17 protein-coding genes are annotated in these 21,125 nt (G+C 67.8%); 11 read left to right on the top strand and 6 right to left on the bottom strand.

The genetic code is table 11. The features are described from left to right. Positions 1–2 precede the first annotated feature (2 nt). The gene (locus QPK29_RS05370) at positions 3–1,121 is read right to left on the bottom strand and encodes a transglutaminase-like domain-containing protein (protein WP_371770288.1); all 1,119 of its coding nucleotides are present in this window, start codon (positions 1,119–1,121) and stop codon (positions 3–5) included. 9 nt (positions 1,122–1,130) lie between these two features. Then, positions 1,131–1,670, bottom strand: coding sequence for a TlpA family protein disulfide reductase (locus QPK29_RS05365; RefSeq protein ID WP_400189733.1), 540 nt, complete (start codon positions 1,668–1,670; stop codon positions 1,131–1,133). 208 nt (positions 1,671–1,878) lie between these two features. Here QPK29_RS05365 and QPK29_RS05360 point away from each other — a divergent pair, with 208 nt between their 5' ends. From QPK29_RS05360 to QPK29_RS05335, 6 genes are all read left to right on the top strand, one after another. Continuing rightward, on the top strand, positions 1,879–3,675 hold the full coding sequence (locus tag QPK29_RS05360; protein WP_371770290.1) for a family 43 glycosylhydrolase: 1,797 nt from the start codon (positions 1,879–1,881) through the stop codon (positions 3,673–3,675). Between the two features lie 103 nt (positions 3,676–3,778). Further along, entirely contained in the window at positions 3,779–5,788 is a 2,010-nt protein-coding gene (locus tag QPK29_RS05355; protein ID WP_371770291.1) for a glycoside hydrolase family 2 protein, read from the top strand. Positions 5,789–5,839: 51 nt separating this feature from the next. Further along, on the top strand, positions 5,840–7,147 hold the full coding sequence (locus QPK29_RS05350; RefSeq protein WP_371770292.1) for an extracellular solute-binding protein: 1,308 nt from the start codon (positions 5,840–5,842) through the stop codon (positions 7,145–7,147). Positions 7,148–7,156: 9 nt separating this feature from the next. Further along, a complete protein-coding gene (locus QPK29_RS05345; protein ID WP_371770293.1) occupies positions 7,157–8,044 on the top strand; it encodes a carbohydrate ABC transporter permease in 888 nt (295 codons plus the stop codon). Then, positions 8,041–8,865 (top strand): carbohydrate ABC transporter permease, encoded by an 825-nt coding sequence (locus tag QPK29_RS05340; protein WP_056133024.1) that lies wholly within the window; start codon positions 8,041–8,043, stop codon positions 8,863–8,865. The genes QPK29_RS05345 and QPK29_RS05340 overlap by 4 nt, the downstream gene beginning before the upstream one ends. Before the next feature lie 5 nt (positions 8,866–8,870). Continuing rightward, positions 8,871–9,989: an ABC transporter ATP-binding protein gene (locus tag QPK29_RS05335; RefSeq protein ID WP_371770294.1), complete on the top strand. Its 1,119-nt coding sequence runs from the start codon at positions 8,871–8,873 to the stop codon at positions 9,987–9,989. A 112-nt stretch (positions 9,990–10,101) separates the two neighbouring features. On the opposite strand, the gene QPK29_RS05330 is transcribed toward QPK29_RS05335, so the two are convergent. Continuing rightward, positions 10,102–10,554 carry an ester cyclase gene (locus QPK29_RS05330; protein WP_371770295.1) on the bottom strand — a complete coding sequence of 151 codons (453 nt, stop codon included), beginning with the start codon at positions 10,552–10,554 and terminating at the stop codon, positions 10,102–10,104. Positions 10,555–10,630: 76 nt separating this feature from the next. Here QPK29_RS05330 and soxR point away from each other — a divergent pair, with 76 nt between their 5' ends. Continuing rightward, a complete protein-coding gene (soxR, locus tag QPK29_RS05325; protein ID WP_371770296.1) occupies positions 10,631–11,134 on the top strand; it encodes a redox-sensitive transcriptional activator SoxR in 504 nt (167 codons plus the stop codon). On the opposite strand, the gene QPK29_RS05320 is transcribed toward soxR, so the two are convergent. Beyond that, the gene (locus QPK29_RS05320) at positions 11,079–13,046 is read right to left on the bottom strand and encodes a BCCT family transporter (RefSeq protein ID WP_371770297.1); all 1,968 of its coding nucleotides are present in this window, start codon (positions 13,044–13,046) and stop codon (positions 11,079–11,081) included. The genes soxR and QPK29_RS05320 overlap by 56 nt on opposite strands. A 333-nt stretch (positions 13,047–13,379) precedes the next feature. On the opposite strand from QPK29_RS05320, the gene QPK29_RS05315 reads away from it, so the two are divergent. The 3 genes from QPK29_RS05315 (at position 13,380) to QPK29_RS05305 (ending at position 18,224) form a co-directional block, all read left to right on the top strand. Further along, on the top strand, positions 13,380–14,408 hold the full coding sequence (locus QPK29_RS05315) for a LacI family DNA-binding transcriptional regulator (RefSeq protein WP_371770298.1): 1,029 nt from the start codon (positions 13,380–13,382) through the stop codon (positions 14,406–14,408). Between the two features lie 94 nt (positions 14,409–14,502). Then, a complete protein-coding gene (locus tag QPK29_RS05310) occupies positions 14,503–17,259 on the top strand; it encodes a TonB-dependent receptor (protein WP_371770299.1) in 2,757 nt (918 codons plus the stop codon). An 8-nt stretch (positions 17,260–17,267) separates the two neighbouring features. After that, on the top strand, positions 17,268–18,224 hold the full coding sequence (locus tag QPK29_RS05305; protein ID WP_371770300.1) for a glycoside hydrolase family 43 protein: 957 nt from the start codon (positions 17,268–17,270) through the stop codon (positions 18,222–18,224). On the opposite strand, the gene kefC is transcribed toward QPK29_RS05305, so the two are convergent. Then, entirely contained in the window at positions 18,225–20,033 is a 1,809-nt protein-coding gene (gene kefC, locus QPK29_RS05300) for a glutathione-regulated potassium-efflux system protein KefC (RefSeq protein WP_371770301.1), read from the bottom strand. It lies immediately after the preceding gene. Further along, positions 20,023–20,610 carry a glutathione-regulated potassium-efflux system oxidoreductase KefF gene (gene kefF, locus QPK29_RS05295; RefSeq protein WP_371770302.1) on the bottom strand — a complete coding sequence of 196 codons (588 nt, stop codon included), beginning with the start codon at positions 20,608–20,610 and terminating at the stop codon, positions 20,023–20,025. The genes kefC and kefF overlap by 11 nt, the downstream gene beginning before the upstream one ends. 157 nt (positions 20,611–20,767) lie before the next feature. Here kefF and QPK29_RS05290 point away from each other — a divergent pair, with 157 nt between their 5' ends. After that, the gene (locus tag QPK29_RS05290; protein ID WP_160410411.1) at positions 20,768–21,073 is read left to right on the top strand and encodes a hypothetical protein; all 306 of its coding nucleotides are present in this window, start codon (positions 20,768–20,770) and stop codon (positions 21,071–21,073) included. The last annotated feature ends 52 nt before the right edge of the window (positions 21,074–21,125 follow it).

Below are 21,125 nucleotides of genomic sequence, written 5' to 3'. Positions count from 1 at the left end.
GGTCAGATGGCGCGCGACGTGATGGTGTACTTGAACGTGTCCGGCGCGAGCGAGTCGTACGCTTCGCCGCCGCTCTGCGCCTGCGGGTACATCAGGAAGCCGACCTTGCCGGCGACGGAGCCCGGCAGGCGCACGTCGTGGGCAAAGTTATAGCCCATCCAGTTGCCTTCCCAGCCGCCGAACAGCGCGCGCTTGACGGGCGCGACGACGGGGTTGTCCGGGTCCTTGATCCAGTCTGCGGTTTCCTGGCGCATGACCTTGGCCACGTCGGCCGGATCCATCGCGACCCAGCCGTGCTGCTTCAGGTAAACCTCGGCGCGGCAGTGCTGGGCGCCTTGCAGGGACGCGGGCTTGCCGCCCAGTTCCTTGTAGCCGAAGGCGCTCGGCGCGATGCGGATGCCATAGACGTCGCGCGCCGGCACGCCCGAGGCTCGGCACAGGCCCACGAACAGGCCGTTCAGGTCGGCGCACTTGCCGCCGAAGTTGCCCGTTTCCAGCATCGTCTTGATGTCGCCCGTGCCGCAGCCTTTCACTTTCGGCTCGCGGAACGTGTTCAGCACGATCCAGTCGTAGATGCGCTGGACCTTTTCCTCATCCGTGCGCGCGCCCCTGGTGATCGTCAGCGAGGTTTTCTTGACGATGCCGTCGAGCGGCATCAGGTCGGTCGGCTGCAGCCACACGCGCAGGTCTTCGGCGGCTTCCGTACCCGGGGTGCGGGTCTTCCAGTTCTCGGCGCGGTCGCGGGTCTGGATGCGCGACACGACTTCCAGCATCGGCGGCGCGCTGCCATCGAATTCGGCGACGAGGAACCGCGCGCCGTAGTGCGGGTCGGTTTCGACGTGCGTCTTCTTCGCGTTGCCGGACCAATTGTTCGACAGGCTGCGCTGCCATTCCGTGTCGATGGCCGGCAGCGGGATCCACACGGTCGACGGACCGGCGGCGCGCTGCAGGGCCACCTTCGTCACCACCTCGTAGCCCTTCCAGTCGCCCGGACGCGGGTCGAAATGGCGTTCCTGCGCGTCCGCCGCCAGCACGGCGCGGGGCAGGGTGGTGGCGAGCGCGAGGCCGCCGGCCGCTTTCAGCAGCGCACGGCGGGCGGTGGACGGTTTGGTGTCTTGCATGGCTTTTCCCTATTTTTGGTTGTGTGTTCGATGTTGCGGTTCCGCCAGCAGCGCGTCGATGGCGGCGCGCAGCTTCGTGTCGTCCGGCGGAATCTCGCCGACCGTGCGCCAGCGCGCGCGACCCGTGCGGTCCACGAGGATCGTCGTCGGCATCACGCCCGGCGTCCAGCGCTTGAAGGCATCGCCCGTACGGTCGCGCAGGACGGGATAGCCGAGCGGGTGGTCCTTCGTGAAACGTTCGATCGTATCGAGCGGTTCCTTGTAGTTCACGCCCACGACCGCGACGCCGTCGCGGCCCGCCAGGCCCTTCAATACCGGCAGCTCGTCCACGCACGGGCCGCACCAGCTGGCCCAGAAATTCACGACGACGACCTTGCCGCGCAGGCTTGTCACGTCCCACGGCTGGCCGTCCAGGCCCGTCAACTGCAGGGCTGGCGTCGGCTGGCCCGCGGGCCAGGGGCGCAGGGTCGCGTCCTTCGCGTCCGCCGCGCCGGCGCTCAGCAGAGCCGCAAACAGCAGGCCGGTGGACATCCAAGTGTGGTGCGTCAACGTGTGGATCTCGAAGCGGAAACAATCGTCATGATACCAGAGCGTGTCGCGCAATGCCTGGCCCGGGCGGTTCCAGTTGGCGCGATGCGACGGAACTGTTCATAATCCGGCAACAGGCTGGGCATATGAACGACGATAGGCGTGCCAACCGTGCATCCCGCCCGGGCCGCTTGGGGTAAGCTCTGCGGCAAAAATCAGGGAGGGGACGATGGGATCGCTACCGTATCTCGGCGCACTGGCAGCCGTACTCGCCGCACCCGCATGGGCGGCGCCCGCCGCCACCTATCGCAATCCGCTCCCCGTCCACCTGGCGAACGGCGAACCCGCCCAGAATTGCGCCGACCCGGCCGTGCTGCGCGACCCGCGCGCGAAGACGCCCGCATGGTACCTGTATTGCACGAGCGACCCCGTCAGCAAGAACGAGCGCCCGCTGGACGGCGAGAAGGGCGACTGGCACTTCCACATGATCGCCATCTACCGCTCGACGGACCTGGTGACGTGGAACTACGTGGGCGACGCGTTCGCCGACCGCCCGGCCGGGCTGGCGGCGCCCACGTCCGGCCTGTGGGCGCCGGAACCGGCCTTCCTCAACGGCCACTACTACCTGTACTTCACCGTGACGGACGTGGCCGACGCGCACAGCCCGGAAGCCGGCTGCGACAAGGACAGCGCCATCGGCGTCGCGATGGCGGACAGCCCGGCCGGCCCGTGGGTGCCGGCGGCGCAACCGGTGGTGCCGCCGCGGCGCGCGGGCCCCGGCTGCGACTTCCAGTGGACGTTCGATCCGAAGGTCGTCGAGGACGGCAACCGCAAATGGATCTATTACGGCAGCTACGGCGGCGGCGTGTACGTGCAGCCGCTGCGATTCGACGGCCTGCAGGCCGAGGGCACGCCGCGCAAGGTGGGCGCCGCGTGGCGCTACGAAGGCGCGGAGGTGGTCAGGCACGGGGGCTGGTGGTATCTGTTCGGCTCCACGACGGATTGCTGCAACGGCCCGCTGACCGGCTATGCCGTCTACGCGGGCCGGGCGCGCACGCCGGCCGGGCCGTTCGTCGACCGGCTGGGCCAGGACCTGGCCGCACCCCGCGCCGGCGGCACGCCCGTCCTGTTCCAGAACGGTAACCGCTGGGTCGGCGTGGGCCACAACACGGTCTTTCCCGACGCGGGCGGGCAGTGGTGGACGATCTACCACGGCATCGACGTGAACGAGCCGTTCTTCAGCGCGCGCGACAAGCTGACGCGGCGCCTCGCGCTGCTCGACCGTATCGACTGGGTCGACGGCTGGCCCGTCGCGCGCGGCGCGCCCAGCGACGAACCCCGGCCCGCGCCGGCCACGGTCGCCGGTACGCGTCCGCGCGCCTTGACGCTCGCGCCGGCGCCCGCGGAGAACGCGAGTTCCGTGTGGACGGACACCTTCACCGGCGCGAAGCTGGACGAGCGGTGGACGTGGCAGCGCCCGCCGGCGGGCGACGCCTGGTCGACGGGTCCCCAGGGACTGACGGTGACGACGGCCGCGACCGACTTGCATGTGGACACGAACACGGCCAGCGTACTGCAGGCGGCGCGGCCGGACGGCGACTACCGCATCGAGGCGGTCGTAAAGCTGGACGTGCCGGACGGCTGCTGCAAGACGGCCGTGCAGGCGGGCCTGGTGGTGATGCGCGACGACGACAACTACGTCAAGCTCGTCGAGATGGCGCACGGCGGCCTTCACCAGGTCGAGTTCGCGAAGGAGCTGTCTCCCGTGCCGGCCGCTTATCCACGCTATGGCAACACGGTCGCCGGCACGCCGGGGACGACGACATGGCTGCGGCTCGATGTCCACCGGGGCGGGGGGGATGAACGTTATACGGGGTATTCGAGCCGGGATGGCAAGACCTGGGTCGGGGGCGGCACGTGGACGCATCGCCTCGGACCGCAGGCGCGGCTGGGCCTGGTGGCGATGGGCGGCGCCGGCTACCGCGCGGTGTTCGAACGCGTGACCGTGTCCCGCCTGTCTCGTTGATGCGACGCCGTGAGTATCGCTTTGTAACCGCTGGTGAAAGGGCTTGCCAGCGGTAGTCACGGCTCCTAGAGTAGGCCGTACAGAAGAACCAAGGAGCGCAAACGTGGAATATCCCCGCCCACAATTGCGGCGCGCCGCCTGGCGCAGCCTCGACGGCCCCTGGCAGGCCATGTTCGACGACTCGACCCTCTACGTCGATCCGGCCGACGTGCCGTTCGACCGCACGATCATCGTCCCGTATCCGCCCGAAGCGCGCGCCAGCGGCGTGCACGACCGCGGCTACCGCCGGCGCGTGTGGTACAAGCGCCAGATTTCGCTCGACCCCGCGCTGCTGCCGGGACCGGAGGAGCGGCTGATCCTGCACTTCGGGGCCGTCAATTACCGGGCCCGCGTCTGGATCAACGGGCGCTTCGCCGTCGAGCACCGGGGCGGCCACAGCCCGTTCTCCCTCGACGTCACGCGCCACCTGGACGGCTCGATCCTCGAGATCGCCGTGCAGGCCGAGGACGACCCGCAGGACATGCACAAGCCGCGCGGGAAGATGGACTGGGAGCCGGAACCGCACAAGATCTGGTACCCGCGCACGAGCGGCATCTGGCGCACGGTCTGGATCGAAAAGGTGCCGCGCGCCCACGTCGCGCAGCTGCGCTGGACGGCCGACGTCGCCCGCTGGCAGATCCGCCTGGACGCCGACATCGCCCACGTGCCGGAAGGCGGCATGGCCAACGTGACGCTGAAGCTGGCCGGCCGGCTGCTCGTGGCCGACCGCTGCCTGCTGACCGGGCCGCGCCTGTCCCGTATCTTCCAGCTGCCCGATCCCGGCATCGACGACGCGCGCGGCCTGTGGATGTGGAGCCCCGAGAGCCCGCAGCTGATCGACGCCGAGATCGAGATCCGCTCGGCCGAGGGCAACCTGATCGACAGCGTGCAAAGCTATACGGCGCTGCGCACGGTGAGCGTGGAAGGCGACCGCTTCGTGCTGAACAGCCGCCCTTACTTCCTGCGCATGGTGCTCGACCAGGGCTACTGGCCGGACAGTTTGATGGTCGCGTCGAGCGACCAGCTGCGTCACGACGTCCTGCTCATCAAGCGCCTCGGCTTCAACGGCGTGCGCAAGCACCAGAAGTCGGAAGACCCGCGCTGGCTGTACTGGTGCGACGTGCTGGGCCTGTGCGTGTGGGGCGAGATGCCGTCCGCCTACGGCTTTTCCAGCGCGACGGTCCACGGCGTGATGGAGGAGTGGAAGGAACTCGTCGAACGCGACATCTCGCACCCGTGCATCGTCGCGTGGGTGCCGACCAATGAATCGTGGGGCGTGCCGGAACTGATGAACGACCGGCGCCAGGTCGATTTCGTGCGCGCCCTGTACCACATGACGCGCGCGCTGGACGGCACGCGGCCCGTCGTCGGCAACGACGGCTGGGAAATGCCGTGCGGCGACCTCGTGTGCGTGCACGACTACGAGCAGGACCCGACGGTGCTGCTGGAGCGCTACGGCACCCGCGACGCCGCCGCCTACACGCTGGAGCACGTGCAGCCGGACCGGCGCCGCCTCGTCATCGACGGTTTTACGGGCCTGGGCCGGCCGCTGTTCCTGTCCGAGTTCGGTGGCATTGCCATGTCGAAACCCGGCGAGGAGTCCGGCTGGGGCTATTCGGTGGCGAAGGACAGCAAGGAACTGCTGCTCCGTTACCAGCAGCTGATGTCGGCCGTGCACCGGTGCCGGCCACTGTCCGGCTTCTGCTACACGCAGCTGACGGACACGTTCCTCGAAAAGAACGGCCTGCTGACGGAAGACCGCGTGCCGAAGGCGCCCATCGAGGCGCTCGCACAGGCCACGCGCGGACCGCAGGCGCACCTGCAGGACTGGGTGCTGGATCCCCTCGGCCACAGCCAGCGCTGGCGCGCGCGGCGGGGGCCCGACTTCCCTGTCGAGTGGACGCGCGTCGGAGAAACCGCAGAAGTGCTAGCCTATCCGGGAGAGCGCCAGTCGCCGCAGGTCGACGCGCCGGACATCCCGCCGACCGAGCCAGGTCCGGCCGCGGGTCCTCCGGGCTTCGAACGCCGCGGGCGTGGCGGTCCCGGGGCGCGCGCACGGCGTAAAGTCGCGTAAATTCAGCCGCGCGCCACAACGGACAAGAAGGAAACACAATCAGGAGACAACGTGGCGCGACGCGGATTCCCGCGCGCCGCCGCGCTGGTTGCGACCCTGTTCCTCGGGCTGGCGGGCGTAGACGCTCCCGCGCGGGCACAGGTCGAAGTCAGGATGTGGACGCTGCTTTCGGGCGGCGACGGCGCGCGCATGCGGGCGCTGGTCGACGACTTCAACGCCAGCCAGCGCGACGTGCGCGTCGTCAGCACGACCCTCAAATGGGGTGAGCCTTTCTATACGAAGCTGATCACGGCCTCCGTCGTGGGCGCCGGGCCGGACGTCGCGACCATCCACCTGTCGCGCATCGTCAACCTGGCCGGCGGCGGCGTGCTGCGGCCGCTAGCGCCCGCCGAGCTGGCGGCGGCCGGCCTGCGCGGCCAGGACTACCTGCCGCGCCAGTGGGCCAAGGCGCAGTACCAGGGCGCCACGTACGCGATTCCGCTCGACGTGCACCCGTTCGTCCTCTACTACAACAAGACGCTCGCGGGCAAGGCGGGCCTGCTCGATGCGGACGGCAGGCTGAAGCCGATCGTCGGCGTGGACGCGCTGACGGACGCCTTCCGCACCGCCACCGAGCGCACGGGCCAGCGCGGCCTGACGATGGAAAGCAGCCAGAGCTCCTACGCGATCTGGCGCCTGTGGCTGGCCATGCTCGCGCAGCAGAACGTCACGATCATCGCCAACGGCCGCTTCACGTACGGTCCGGCCGGCGCGGCGACGCTGGCCCGCATCAGCGACTGGTTCACGAAGGGCTATGCGCAGTCGGGCCTCGACTACCCGGCGTCGACGAGCCAGTTCATGGGCGGCGGCGCCGCGTTCATGCTGAACGGCGTGTGGGAAGTGCCGGAACTCGTGCGGGCGACGAAGGCCGGTACGCTGGGCTTCGAGTACGGGATCGTGCCGCTGCCGAAGATGTACGCGAACGCCTCCACCTGGGCCGATTCGCACGCGTTCGCGCTGCCCGCGAACCCGGGCCACGAACCGTCGCCGGAAAAGGTGAGGGCGGTGATGCGCTTCATTGCCTATGTCAGCACGCATTCGCTGGGGTGGGCGGAGGGCGGCCACATTCCCGCGTACAAGCCCGTCGCCGAATCGGCCGCTGCGAAAAGCCTGATGCCGAATGCGCTGTATGCGCAGGTCGCGAACGACGTCGTATACGATCCGGACGGCTGGTACATGGGCGCGGCCGGGCCGCTGGAAGCGATCGCGTCGAAATTCCTGCCGGCCGCGCTGTACGGCTACCTGACGCCGGCGCAGGCCGTGCACCGGTTCGAGACGGAAGCGGCGCGCCTCGTGCGCAAGCGTCCGCCGCGCTATTGAGGACCACGCATGCGACGCGACGACCTCACCATGACCACGGCCCGCCGCGACACGCTCCCGGCCTGGCTGCTGCTGGCGCCTTTCCTCGTGGCGTTCGGCCTGTTCTTCTTCCTGCCTGCGCTGCAGACGTTCTGGCTTAGCCTCACGGAGAGCAGCCTGACGCGCACGAGCGCCTTCGTGGGCCTCGACAACTACCACACCTTGCTGAACGACCCGTCGTTCTGGGATTCGGTCGGCAACACGTTCTACTTTTCCCTGTTGACGGTAATCCCGCTGTGCGCCGTCGGCCTGCTGATGGCGATGCTCGTCGACCGTTTCACGCGCGTGCAGGGCTGGCTGCAGGGGACGTTCTTCCTGCCGTTCGTGCTGCCGATCTCCGTCATGACCCTGATCGCCGACTGGATGCTGCAGCCCTCGTCCGGCGTCGTCAACCACATCCTCGGCGGCCAGCGCGCGTGGCTCGCGGATCCGACGTGGGCGCTGCCTGCCGTCGCCATCGGCACGATCTGGTGGACGGTCGGCTTCAACATGCTGCTGTTCCTCGCCGGCCTGCGCAACATCCCCGCCGAACTGTACGAGGCGGCCGCGCTGGACGGCGCCCGCGGTTTTGCCCTGTTCCGCGCGATCACGTGGCCCGCGCTGCGGCCCGTCGCGACGACGGCGCTGATCCTGCAGCTGATCGCGTCGCTGAAAGTGTTCGGCCAGACGTACATCCTGACGAGCGGCGGGCCGTTCAACACGACGCGCGTCGCGCTGCACTACATGTACGAGACGGCGTTCACGCAGAGCGACGCCGGGTACGCGGCCGCGGTCGCGATGGCGTTCGTGGCGATCGTGATCGCGCTGTCGCTGCTGCAGGCGTGGCTCGTCAAGTTTCTGGCGGGGAGGGACGCATGAAGGCCTCGTTCTGGACCATCGCCGGCGCCGCCTGCGCCATCGTGCTCGCCGCGATGTGGGCGTTCCCGCTGCTGTGGGCCCTGTCCACGTCGCTGCGGCCGGAACTGGAAACCGTGTCGGCGAACTTCCACTGGCTGCCGCAGGACTGGACGCTGGACGCCTACCGCAAGACCCTCGGCGCCGGCAACGTCGTGCGCTGGCTGTTCAACAGTTTCCTCGTCGCGCTGCTGGTGACGGTCGTGACGATGGCCATCAGCCTGATGGCCGCCTACGCGTTCTCCCAGTTGCGTTTCCGGGGCCGCGGCATCGTGTTCGGCATCGCCATGCTGGGCTTCCTGCTGCCGTTCGAGGCGCTCCTCGTGCCGCTGTTCCGCACGATGCACCAACTGGGTCTCATCAATTCGTACGCGGGCATCGTGCTGCCGCAGGTCGTGTCGCCGGTCGTGATCTATGTGTTCAAGCAGTTCTTCGACGCGATTCCCGCGGATTTCCGCGAGGCCGCCGTGATGGACGGCGCCGGCCCGTTGCGCGTACTGTGGAGCGTGTACCTGCCCATCTCTGGCAATATCGTGTGGGCGATGGCGATCGTGACGTTCATCGCGGCGTGGAACAACTTCCTGTGGCCGTTCATCATCGTCACGTCGAACGACATGATGACGATCCCGCTGGGCCTCACGCAGACGTACGACGCGTTCGGCGTGCGCTACGCCCAGCTGATGGCGGCCGCGTTGCTCGGCGCCTTGCCGGTGGCATTGGCGTACGTACTGTTCCAGCGCCGCGTGACGCAGGGCTTCCTGGCAGCGAGCGGATTGAAAGGATAGATTCCATGGCATCGGTAAGGCTGCGCGGCATCCGCAAGACATATGGCGACAATCCCGTCATCAAGGGCGTCGACCTGGACATCGAGGACGGCCAGTTCGTCGTCTTCGTGGGGCCGTCCGGCTGCGGCAAGTCGACTCTCCTGAGGATGATCGCGGGGCTGGAAGACATCACGGACGGCACGCTGGAGCTCGGGGGCGTCGTCAGCAACACGGTGGAACCGGCCCGGCGCGGCATCGCGATGGTGTTCCAGAGCTATGCGCTGTACCCGCACATGACGGTCGCCGAGAACATGGGGTTTGCGTTGAAGCTCGCGAAGGTGCCGAAGGCGGAGATCGGCCAGCGCGTGCGGCACGCGGCGGAGATCCTGCAGATCGCCCACCTGCTGGACCGCAAGCCGAAGGCGCTGTCGGGCGGCCAGCGGCAACGGGTCGCGATCGGCCGCGCCATCGTGCGCAAGCCGGAGGTCTTCCTGTTCGACGAACCGCTGTCCAACCTGGACGCCGCGCTGCGCGCCCAGACCCGCGTGGAACTCGCGCGCCTGCACAAGGACCTGAAGGCGACGATGATCTATGTGACGCACGACCAGGTCGAGGCGATGACCCTCGGCCAGAAGATCGTCGTGTTCAACGGCGGCCGCATCGAACAGGTGGGCACGCCGCTGGAACTGTACGAGCGGCCGGCGAACCTGTTCGTCGCGGGCTTCCTCGGCTCGCCCCGCATGAACGCGTTTCCCGCCACGCTGGCGGGGCACACGGGCGGCCTCGCGACGGTGCGCGTGCCGGGCGGCGGCATGGCGCAGGTGGCGGCGGATGCGAGCCAGGCGCAGGGCGGCGCCGCGCTGACCCTGGGCGTGCGTCCGGAGCACCTGCGGCTGGAGACCGGCGGCGAGGCCGGCATCCCGGGCCGGCTGTCGCTCGTCGAATACCTCGGTGACGTGACGCTCGCATACGTGCAGGTCGACGGCGTCGACGGCATGGTGGCGGCCAAGTGTGCACCGGACGTGCCGCTGCCGGCGCCGGGCACTGCGGTCAGGCTGCGGTTCGATCCGGCGCGGGCGTGGCTGTTCGACGAGAGCGGGGCGGCGTTGCCGGCGCTGCGGGAGCAGGTCGCGGCGGCATCGTAGTCCGTAACACGAGCACGTCGCCCCTGCGGCGGCAGGGGCCCAATTTGTACGCGTCGCGCGCCGCACATGAAGTGGGTCCCCGCCTGCGCGGGGACGACGAATCATCTTTCAACTAGATCGGCCGCTGCCCGCTTGCTTCGACGAACGATTTCGGCACCACGCCAATCTGCTGCAGCACCCCCAGCCGGTCCGCCTGCAGCCACGCCCGCACGATCAGCCCGTCGCGGAGGTGGTAGATCACATTGCCTTCCTGCGTGACCTCCGCAAGACTCGGCTTGATGCCGACGAAGCGCCCGCCATGCACGCCCCGGAACGTCCAGCGCACGGCGACCCTGTCGTCCTCGCCGAACACGTCGTGCAGCTCGAAACGCACGCCCGGAAAGCCCGTCAGCACGGCTTCGATGGTCGCGCGGAATTCGCGCGGCCCCCGTTCGCCGCGCGCGCCGACGAAATCGGGGGCGATCAGCGATTCGAGCCGGTCCAGGTCGCGGCCGTTGATGCATTCTTCGTACAGCGCCCGGACCAGGGCCTTGTTCATGGCGGCGGCATTCGTGCGATCGTTCATGCGGTTCTCCTCGTGGTTGCGTGTCGATGCAAAGCAGTGTAAAACCTCAACTAAACTTGAGGTCAAGAGGATTTTGATGGCAAAGATAGACCCGGCCGACATCGGGCGGCCATTGACGGTGGGAGAGGTCGCGCGGCGCGCCGACGTGGCCGTGTCGGCCCTCCATTTCTATGAATCGAAAGGGCTGATCCGCAGCGTGCGCAGCAGCGGGGGCCAGCGGCGCTACGGGCGCGACGTGCTGCGGCGCGTGGCCGTCATCAAGGTCGCGCAGCGCATCGGCATTCCGCTCGCGTCCATCAGCGCGGCGCTGGCGTCGCTGCCGGAAGAGCGCACGCCGACCAAGGCCGACTGGACGCGGCTGTCCAGCCTGTGGCGGCGCGAGCTCGATGAGCGCATCGACCAGCTCACCCGGCTGCGCGACCAGCTCGACGATTGCATCGGCTGCGGCTGCCTGTCGATCGAGGCGTGCCGGCTGCGCAATCCGCTGGACGAATTGTCGGAGCAGGGGGGCGGCCCGCAACTGATCAGTGCATCCTCCGTGCATGTCGGAACCGTGCATAGCGATTCAGGAGGTCGTTGATCAACTGTTCGCGCGTATAGCCGGTGACGTCGTGCTGCTGGTCGCCCTCGGAACTGTAGGCCATGGCGCGGTAGTGGCGCGTGTCGCTGTTCGTCCCCTCGTGCTCGGCCCACGCGAAACTCGGCGCGCGGAAGCTGCGCACGCGGATCGTGTAGCGGAACGTGCCGCGGTCGCCGTGGGGCACGTCCAGGTCGATCCGGCGGTCGGTCTCGGTCAGTGCCGGCGCCAGTCCGCTGTCCCGCATCTCCGCCCCGACCGCGTCGAGCGCCGCGCGTCCGGGCCCGCCGAGAAACGCCGCGATCTCGGGCAGGTCGTAGAAGCTGGTGATGCTGGCCAGGCGCTGCTGCCAGCTGAGGCCGACGTCCGGCGGCGTCTCGGCGGCAATCGACAGGTCGATCGCCGACCCTTCCGATTCCGACTGCAGGGCGCGCAGCAGGCCGTAGCACATGAGCAGCATCACCACGGCGAACGGCAATGCACTGGCGAGGGCAGCCGTCTGGAGCGCCTGCAAGCCGCCCGCCAGCAGCAGCACGGCAGCCATCAGGCCCGCGCACACGGCCCAGAAAATGCGTTGCCAGACCGGGGGATTCGGCGCGCCGCCGGAGGTGATCATGTCGACGACCAGCGCGCCCGAATCGGCGGACGTCACGAAGAAGGTAATCACGAGGACGGTGGCGAGGCCGGACGCGATCATCGACAGGGGCAGTTGCTCCAGCACTTCGAACAGGGCCACCGGAAGATTGTCGGCGACAGTCTGCACGATCGGCGCCGCGCCGCCCAGGTCGAGCCGGATCGCGGTATTGCCGAAGACGGTCATCCACAGGAACGTGAAGAGTACCGGCACCAGCAGCACTCCGCCGACGAACTCGCGGATCGTGCGCCCGCGCGAGATCCGCGCGATGAACATGCCGACGAACGGCGACCAGGAGATCCACCAGCCCCAGTAGAACAACGTCCACTTGCCGAGCCAGGCATTCGGCTCGTAGGCATACATGCGGAAGGTGCGCTGCACGACTTCGCCCAGGTAGGTACCGATGTTCTGGACATACGCCTCGAGCAGGAACACCGTCGAACCCGTGGCGAGAACGAACAGCAGCAGCGCGATCGCGAGGATGATGTTGAGCTCCGACAGCCGTTTCACACCTTTGTCCAGGCCCGTCCCCGCGGACAGCGCCGCCATGCCGGTGATCACCGCGATGAGCACGATCTGCACCTGTGGATTGACCGGCAGCCCGAACAGGTGCGCGAAGCCCGCGTTCACCTGCAGCACGCCGAACCCCAGCGAGGTCGCCACGCCGAACATCGTGCCGAGCACGGCGAAGATGTCGATGGCATGGCCGGCGGGGCCGTGGATGCGGTTGCCGATCAGGGGAAAGAGGCTCGACCTGAGCGTGAGCGGCAGGCCCCGTCGGAAGGAGAAATACGCGAGCGCCAGCCCGACGACGATGTAGATCGCCCAGGCGTGCAGTCCCCAGTGGAAGAAGGTCAGCACCATCGCCTGGCGCGCCGAGTCGATCGTGCGTCCTGCTCCGACGGGCGGCAACGCATAGTGCTGGATGGGCTCGGCGACACCGAAGAACAGCAGGCCGATCCCCATGCCGGCGCTGAACAGCATGGCGAGCCAGGACAGGTAGCTGTATTCCGGCTCGCTGTCGTCCGGCCCGAGCTTGACGTCGCCATAGCGGCTCATCATCAGGAAGATCACGAAGATCAGGAAGAACGCGACGGACAGGATGTAGAACCAGCCGAAATCGCGCACGATGCCGGCCTGGAGCGTATCGAACAGGCTGCCGACGCGTTTCGGAAACAATGCCGACATGGCGGAAAAGGCGAGGACCAGCGCCGCCGACACGAAAAACACGGGCGGATTGACCTGGATCCATCGGCGTTGGCCCGGCAATGGGTTTGTCATATTGTTCACCTTTCTTGAGCGTTGTGCGGCCGCGCAGGTATCGTAATGCTACCCGGCATGCCAGGCAGATGTCGCCGGCAGGCTGCCGGGATGGGCGACGGGAAGGGATCGTGCTTGCTGAGCGGTCCGGGCAATCCCGGACTGTCATGGCTGGCGCCGGCAATGGATATCGCCGATCGAGGCGGAGCGCTCGCGGCGCGCGGCGGCGTTCAAGCTAAATTATAAGCAATTATGTGCATTTGCACAAATGTGCATAAGTTTAAATCAACTACAACGGACTAATAATTAGTGATAATGTTGTGCAACCGATGATCCCTTGCCGACACCTTTGACATGACCAGGCCCCGCCGTCCCACGATGACCGACATCGCCAAGCTGGCCGGCGTGTCGCAGTCGACGGTGTCGCTGGTCATCAACCACATGAGTGGGGCGAAGGTGTCGAAGGTCACGCGCGAGACCGTGCTGCGGATCGCGCGCGAGCTCGGCTACCCCGTCGAGCGGCACGCGCACCCGGCCGCGGCCCAGACCCGCAACCTGATCGTCTACCTGACCGACGAACTGACGACGAGCCCGCACGCGATGCAGACCATCGACGGGGCCAAGGAGGCGGCCTGGGAGCAGGATTGCCTCGTCGCCGTGTTCGCCACGCGCGGGGATCCCGAGCTGGAAGCGGCCGTGTTCGCGCGCATGCTGGATCATCCGGCGCTGCTGGGCGTCATCTATTCCACGATTTTTACCCGCGCCGTGACGGTGCCGGCGGCGCTGGACGCCACGCCGGCCGTGCTCCTGAACTGTCACACGCACGACCGCGGGCGCGCGTCCGTCGTGCCGAGCGAGCTGCTGGGCGGCTATACGGCGACCATGCACCTGATCGAGAACGGACACAGCCGCATTGGCTTCATCAACGGCGAGCACTGGATCGAGGCGGCGGCAGAGCGCCTGAAGGGGTATCGCCAGGCGCTGTCGACGGCCGACATCCCGTTCGATCCCGTCCTCGTGCGCGCCGGCGACTGGCAGGTCGCGGCCGGGTACGAGCACGCGCTGTCCCTGCTGGACCTGCCGCAGCGGCCGACCGCCTTGTTCTGCGCCAACGACCTGATGGCGATCGGCGCACTGGACGCGGCCCGCGAACGCAAGCTGTCGGTGCCGCGCGACCTGTCCGTGATCGGGTATGACGACCAGGATATTGCGCGTTACACGCACCCGCCGCTGACCACAGTGTTGTTACCAAACTACGAAATGGGCCGCTGGGCGGCCGATTCCCTCATCGCGCAATGCCGCGCGAACCCGTCCTCCAAGGCCATCATCAAGATGGAATGCCCTCTGGTGGCGCGCGATTCGGTGGCGCCGCCAAGGCTGTAAAACCGCTCAAAAAGCGGGTTCAAGCGTGCGTCGGTTTGCCGACTTTTGCGTTAGCTTCCTGATAAAACTTATTACTAATAATCGGGAGATGCGCATGAATACGTTCCAACGCCGGCCCGTGTCCGCGGCCATCCTCGTGTTGTTTGCGCACGCCGCGGCTGCGCAAACCACCGACTCGCAACCTTCGCCTTCGCCGGGCGCGCCTACGCCGGGTGCACAAATCCAGCAAGTGACGGTGACCGGCCTGCGCAGCAGCATCCGCAGCGCCGAGGCGATCAAGCGCGATGCCGTGCAGGTCGTCGATTCGATCAACGCGGAAGACATCGGCAAGTTCCCCGACCGCGCCGCCGGCGACGCCCTGCAGCGGATCGCCGGCGTGCAGGTCGGCCGCGACCGCGGAGAAACCAGCCAGGTGATCATCCGCGGCCTGCCGGACGTCGTGACGACGCTGAACGGCATGGAATACTTCACGGGGAACGGGCGCCGGCTGCAGTACCAGGACCTGCCCGTGCAATCGATCGGCGGCCTGGACGTGTACAAGACGGCGACGCCGAACCAGCTCGAAGGCGGCATCGCGGGCGGCATCGACGTCCGGCTGCGCCAGCCGTTCGACCTGAAGGGCCTGAACGTGACGGGCTACGTGGAAGACCGCCGCCAGAAGGTGAGCGGGTCCGACGCGACGTCGACGAAGAACAACCCGGGCGCGGGCTTTTCGGCCAGCAACCGCTGGAACACGAGCTATGGCGAGATCGGCGCGCTGGTCGACGTGGCGTTCAACCGCGAGCACTGGGGCTATCCCGTGCAGTGGGTGGACCGCCCCGACCGCGTGCACTCCATCGATGCGAATGGCGTCGGCACGCGGCTGGGCGACGGCCCGCTCGCGCCATCGACGCCGGGCGCGCGCCTCGGCGAGCTGCCCAACGTGGGCGGCATCTACAACGCGGGCGACCGCGACCGCGGCAGCATCCACGGCGCCCTGCAGTGGAAGGTCAACCCGACGCTGGAAGCGAACGTGCAATACCTCGGCACGGGCTACCGCGCGCGCAGCGAAGTGGATTACATCCTCGCCATCACGACGTGGACGCCGCGTCTGACCAACGTGCAACTGGCCCCGCAGGGCGCGTATTGCGACACGCCGGAAGGCGTCGTCTGCCCGATCCAGTCCGCGTACGCGCAGGCCGCGCAGTATGGCGGGCCGTACGACTGGGATCCGTACACGGCCACGTCGACGTGGGGCGTGAAGGAGCACACGACGTCGCACTTCCTGAACCTCGGCCTGAACTACCGCGAAGGCCCGTGGAAGGCGAGTTCCAACTTCGGCTGGACCAAGTCCACGTTCGTCAACGACACGGTGATCGTCGACCAGCAGATCCCGGGCGCGAGCGTCGGCGTCTACACGTACGGCGCGGACGGCCACGGCGGCTACAACAGCGTGAGCACGCCCACGAGTCCGAATGCCCTGCGGGATCCGCGCGCGTTCGTGCTGCGCGGGATGGTGCAGAACTGGGGCATCTCGAAAGGGGAGCAGGTGCAGTGGCGCGGCGACGTGTCGTACCGTCTCGGCGACGGCTTCTTCTCGGGCATCGACGCCGGCCTGCGCCTGTCGAACCGTCTCGCCAGCTTCCACGGCGCGGAAGGCCACAGCGACATCGCGGGGGCGGTGCGCGCGAACCCGGTCGACGCGTTCGGTCCCGGCTTCGAAGCGCTGGTGCCGGGCCTCGACCGGCTGGGCGGTCCGTGGCTGACGCCGTCGCGCGACTTCCTGATCGACCAGGCCGACACCGTGCGCGCGTTCTACGGCGCCGCGCCGGGCCGCGTGCCCGACGACCCGACCCGCACGTTCGAGCAGCGCGAAGGCACGAACACCGTGTACCTCGCGGCACGCTGGAAGACGAAGGCGGGCGACGTCGACCTGTCCGGCACGGTGGGCGGGCGCTACGTCCACGTGGCGCGCAACCTGAACGGCAACAGCCGCATCGGCGACGTGGTGACGCCGATCGCCGTGAACTCGACGGAAAACAACTTCCTGCCCAGCTTCGCGGCGGTCGTCGGCTGGCGCGAGAACCTGCAGTCGCACCTCGCGGTCGGCAAGACGATCACGCGGCCGGATTTCGCGTCGCTGAACCCGGCGCTGTCGCTGATCCCGCCGACCGTCAACGCGCCCGGCACCGGCTCGTCCGGCAACCCGAACCTGCGGCCGACGCGTTCCGTGAACACGGACGCCACGCTCGAATACTACTTCCCGAAGAATGGCTACGCGCAGATCGCGCTGTTCCACCGCGATATCGACGGCTACCTGCAGAACATGGAGTCGAGCGAAGTCATCAACGGCCAGAACTATCGCGTGACGCGTCCGCAAAATTCCGGCAAGGGCACCTTGCGCGGCGCGGAATTCGGCATACAGAAGTTCTTCGACTTCCTGCCCGGCCCGTGGAGCAATTTCGGCGCGCAGTTCAACTACACGTGGATCGACGGCGACAACCAGACGCCCGTCTCGCCGACGAGCACCGCGTACCGCACGACCGCGCTGACGAACGTCGCGAAGAAGAACTACAATTTCGCGCTGCTGTATGAAGGGAACGGCATCACGGGACGCCTGACCGCGACGCACCGCGGCAACTTCGTCGAGCAGATCGCCGAGCCGCGCTTCTTCCAGGACCGCATCGTCAAGGCCAGCACGTACGTCGACCTGAGCGTATCGTATGCGCTCAACAAGAACCTGTCGCTGCAATTCGACGCGATCAACCTGACGCACGAGAAGTACGAAAGCTATCTCGGCTCCGAAATCCGTCCGCGCGACATCCGCTACAACCCGACCACGTACGGCCTCGGGCTGCGCTTCTCGCTGTGAGCGTGCCCATGGCGAAGACGTATCGCAACCCGGTCTACCCGGACGTGTTCGCGGACCCGTTCGTGCTGCGCCACGATGGTGTGTATTACGCGTACGGCACGGCGCCGGGCGGCGCGGACGGACGCCAGGTGCCCGTCCTGCGCTCGCTGGACCTCGTCGACTGGGAGCCGCTGGGCCACGCGCTGTTGCCGATCGGCGCGGCGCACTACTGGGCGCCGGAAGTGGCGAGCCACGGCGGCCGCTTCTACATGTACTACTCGGCCGGCTCGGCCCCGGAAGGCACGGACCAGAAGCTGCGCGTGGCCGTCGCCGACCACCCGGCCGGGCCGTTCGTCGACAGCGGCAAGCTGCTCGTGCCCGATCAGCCGTTCGCCATCGACGCGCATCCGTTCCGTGCGGCGAATGGGCGGTGGTACCTGTTCTATTGCGCCGATTTCCTGGCGCTGGAAGGCGAGTACCGCGTCGGCACGGGCATCGTCGTCGACCGGCTCGTCGACATGACGACGCTGGCCGGCGAACCGCGCGTCGTGGTCCGCCCGCACGAGGACTGGCACGTGTTCCGCAAGGACCGCACGATGTACGGGGCCGTGTACGACTGGCACACGGTGGAGGGCGCGGCCGTGCTGCAGCACGATGGCCGCTTCTACTGCTTCTACAGCGGCGGCGCGTGGGAGCGCGACAACTACGGCGTCAGCTGGGTCGTCGCGGACGATCCGCTCGGGCCGTACACGCGGCCGGAAGGCGGGCACGAGGCGCTGCTCATGCGCACGCCGAAAGGCGGGGACCTGCTGGGGCCGGGGCACAATTCGTTCACCACCGGGCCGGACGGGACGTCCACATGGATCGTGTACCACGCGTGGGACCTCGCGCAGACGGCGCGGCGGATGTGCATCGACCGGATCGACTGGGTGGACGGGACGCCGGCCACGCCGGGCCCGACGTGGACGGACCAGCCCGCACCCTGATCAATCCCAGTCGCTGCCGGTCTCCTCGTCGAACGCCTTGCGGTCGCGCGAAATCATGGCTTCGAGTTCCTCGCGCGCCTGCTTGGCCATCGACACGAACGTCTCGCGGTCCTTGTAATACGGGTAGACGGTATCGAGCGTCTGCTTGTTGTAGCGCCTGAATTTCAGCGCGGCCTGCCGCGTGGCGTACGCGCTCTGGCCCAGGCCCGCCGTCATCACGGAGCGGCCCAGCCGCAGCGCCGCCTCGAACGTCTCGCGCTCGATCAGCTCCACGCCCCGGTCCATCAGCTGGTAGTAGTGCGTGACGTTGCGGGCGCGCGCGAACACGGGCAGGTCCGGATATTCGCGCCGTACGGCGTCCACGAGTTTCAGGCTGTCCTCGATGTCGTCGATGGCGACGACGACGGCTCTCGCCTTTGGGGCGCCCGCGGCGCGCAGCAGGTCGGGCCGGGTCGCGTCGCCATAGAACACCTTGAAGCCGAAATGGCGCAGGACCTCGATCTGGTCCGGGTCGTGGTCCAGCACCGTCAGGCGCACATTGTTCGCGTGCAGGAAGCGGCCGACGATCTGGCCGAAGCGGCCGAAGCCCGCGACGATCACGTGGTCCTCGTTCGGCTCGATGCGGTCGGCCTTGCGCTTGCCGCCGCGGCCTTCGCGGCCGGCCGAGAAGCGGTCGTAGGCCATCAGCGCGAGCGGCGTGACGACCATCGACAGCGCGACGACGACGACGAGGATGTTGGCCACGTCCGGCGAGAACACCTTTGCCGTCGCGGCCGCGCCGAACACGACGAACGCGAATTCGCCTCCCTGCGCGAGCAGCAGGGAAAACTGCAGGTGCTGGCCGCGCGCGATCTTCAGCCCGCGCGACAGGCCGTACAGCACGGCGATCTTGATGACCAGGAAGCCAGCGACGAGGCCCAGCACGAGGCCCGGCTGCGCAAGGAACACGGCGAAGTCGACGGACATGCCGACCGCGATGAAGAAGAGGCCGAGCAGCAGGCCCTTGAACGGTTCCAGGTCGGTCTCGAGCGCGTGACGGTATTCCGAATCGGCCAGCAGCACGCCGGCCATGAACGCGCCGAGGGCCATCGACATGCCCACCCACTGCATCAGCAGCGAGATCGCGATGACGAGCAGCAGCGCGAACGCGGTGAAGATTTCGCGCGCATCCGTCTTGGCGATGATGCGCAGCAGGGGCCGGAGCAGGAAGCGGCCGGCGCCGACGAGGCCTGCGAGCACGCCCGCCACCTTCAGCGCCGCGATCCACGCATTCCCGCCGCCGCCGGCGGATTCGGGCACGCCCAATAAAGGCACGATGGCGATCATCGGGATCGCCGCGATGTCCTGGAACAGCAGGATCGCGAAGCCGGCCTGGCCGGCCGGCGTCGGCATCAGGTTGCGTTCTTCCAGCGAGGCGAGGGCGATCGCGGTCGACGACAGCGACAGGCCCAGGCCCGCGATCAGCGCGATCTTCCAGTCGATGCCGACCAGGAGGGCGGCGCCGAACAGGCCGGCCGCGACGCCCAGCACCTGCGCGCCGCCCCAGCCGAAGATCGGCCGGCGCAAGGCCCACAACCGGCTCGGCTCCAATTCCAGGCCGATCAGGAACAGCAGCAGCACGACGCCGAATTCGGCGAAGTGCAGCGCGTCCTCGCCGTCGGCGACGAAGCGCAGGCCGAACGGGCCGATGAGAATCCCGGCGACGAGATAGCCCAGCACGGCGCCCATGCCGAGACGCTTCGCGAGCGGGACGACCAGCACGGCGGCGCCGAGGTAGACGACCGCGTTCTGAAGAAGATTATGTTCCATCTGCACGCTCCTGTAGAGCGGCAGCGGCGAGGCCCGCATAGCCTTCGAGACGATGGCGGAACTCGGCGGCGAACGCGTCGATCGCTTCCGGCGTCGCCTGTGCGCTGCCGTGCATGACGAGCGGCGCGATCCAGTCCATGCCGCACAGCGCGGCCGTCGCTTCGTACGGCGCGAGGAAGTCCGCGAACGGCCGCCCGTGCAGGCCGCCCGGCTGGTAGGCGTCGGGATTGCTGCCCGTCGTCGTCACGAGCCAGAAGCTTTTCCCGCGCAGCGCGCACTCGCCCGTGTGGGCGTAATCGTTGTAGGCCCAGCCGGGCTGCAGCACGACGTCCATCCATTCCTTGACGATCGAAGGCATCCCGTACCAGCGGAACGGATGGAGAAACACGAGCAGGTGGGCGGTGCGCAGACGCTCGCGTTCCTGCTCGCCGTCGATGTCGAAGTCGGGATAGCGTTGGTACAAGTCGCACAGTTCGACGCCGGGCAGGGCACGCGCCGTCTCGGCGAGGCGGCGGTGGACGGGCGAGCGGTGCGGCGCCGGATGGGCGTAGATCACCAGGATGTTCGGTTCGTTCATTCGCTATTCATCAATTGCAACAGCGTTTTATAGCATACAAGACATGCCTTGCGTCATTCTCGCCCGACATGTCCTACAAGCCAGCCGGGCGCGTGCCTATAGGCGGCGGCTACGGGAGGATTAAGATGATTACCAACGCGAACGAATGGAGAATCCCATGTCCATGCAGAGCGAAGGCAACAACGCCAAGGGGCGCAACTACGATCAGGTGACGAAGGACGGCACGAGTTCCGCAGGTACGCTTGGGGTCGGCGGTACCGGCACGAATGCCCAGTCGGACACCGGCCGCAACCTGCAAAAAGGCAGGGCGGACGATTTGCTGAGCAATGATGCTGAACGCGACAGCGAAGGCTTCGTCGGCGAGGAAGCGGGTGAGTTGCAGACTGGACTCGGCGGTATCGGCAGCCTGAGTACCGGCAACGCGGGCAGCCGCCAGTCGGACGACGACAAGGCGCCGGAGTAAGGCCCGGCGGGTCCGGGATCGGGGGCGTGCCAGCGGTCTGGTGCGTGGTACG

It is taken from the genome of Massilia orientalis (assembly GCF_030411975.2).
Classification (GTDB): Bacteria; Pseudomonadota; Gammaproteobacteria; order Burkholderiales; family Burkholderiaceae_D; genus Telluria; species Telluria orientalis.
Note: the sequence above shows the minus strand (reverse complement) of the source record. Positions and strands in the feature narration are given on the sequence as shown.

Coding starts and splice junctions, on each gene's coding strand:
- QPK29_RS05370 (WP_371770288.1), bottom strand. CDS start 1,121: ATGCAAGACACCAAACCGTCCACCGCCCGCCGTGCGCTGCTGAAAGCG.
- QPK29_RS05360 (WP_371770290.1), top strand. CDS start 1,879: ATGGGATCGCTACCGTATCTCGGCGCACTGGCAGCCGTACTCGCCGCA.
- QPK29_RS05345 (WP_371770293.1), top strand. CDS start 7,157: ATGCGACGCGACGACCTCACCATGACCACGGCCCGCCGCGACACGCTC.
- QPK29_RS05340 (WP_056133024.1), top strand. CDS start 8,041: ATGAAGGCCTCGTTCTGGACCATCGCCGGCGCCGCCTGCGCCATCGTG.
- QPK29_RS05335 (WP_371770294.1), top strand. CDS start 8,871: ATGGCATCGGTAAGGCTGCGCGGCATCCGCAAGACATATGGCGACAAT.
- QPK29_RS05330 (WP_371770295.1), bottom strand. CDS start 10,554: ATGAACGATCGCACGAATGCCGCCGCCATGAACAAGGCCCTGGTCCGG.
- soxR (WP_371770296.1), top strand. CDS start 10,631: ATGGCAAAGATAGACCCGGCCGACATCGGGCGGCCATTGACGGTGGGA.
- QPK29_RS05320 (WP_371770297.1), bottom strand. CDS start 13,046: ATGACAAACCCATTGCCGGGCCAACGCCGATGGATCCAGGTCAATCCG.
- QPK29_RS05315 (WP_371770298.1), top strand. CDS start 13,380: ATGACCAGGCCCCGCCGTCCCACGATGACCGACATCGCCAAGCTGGCC.
- QPK29_RS05310 (WP_371770299.1), top strand. CDS start 14,503: ATGAATACGTTCCAACGCCGGCCCGTGTCCGCGGCCATCCTCGTGTTG.
- QPK29_RS05305 (WP_371770300.1), top strand. CDS start 17,268: ATGGCGAAGACGTATCGCAACCCGGTCTACCCGGACGTGTTCGCGGAC.
- kefC (WP_371770301.1), bottom strand. CDS start 20,033: ATGGAACATAATCTTCTTCAGAACGCGGTCGTCTACCTCGGCGCCGCC.
- kefF (WP_371770302.1), bottom strand. CDS start 20,610: ATGAACGAACCGAACATCCTGGTGATCTACGCCCATCCGGCGCCGCAC.
- QPK29_RS05290 (WP_160410411.1), top strand. CDS start 20,768: ATGTCCATGCAGAGCGAAGGCAACAACGCCAAGGGGCGCAACTACGAT.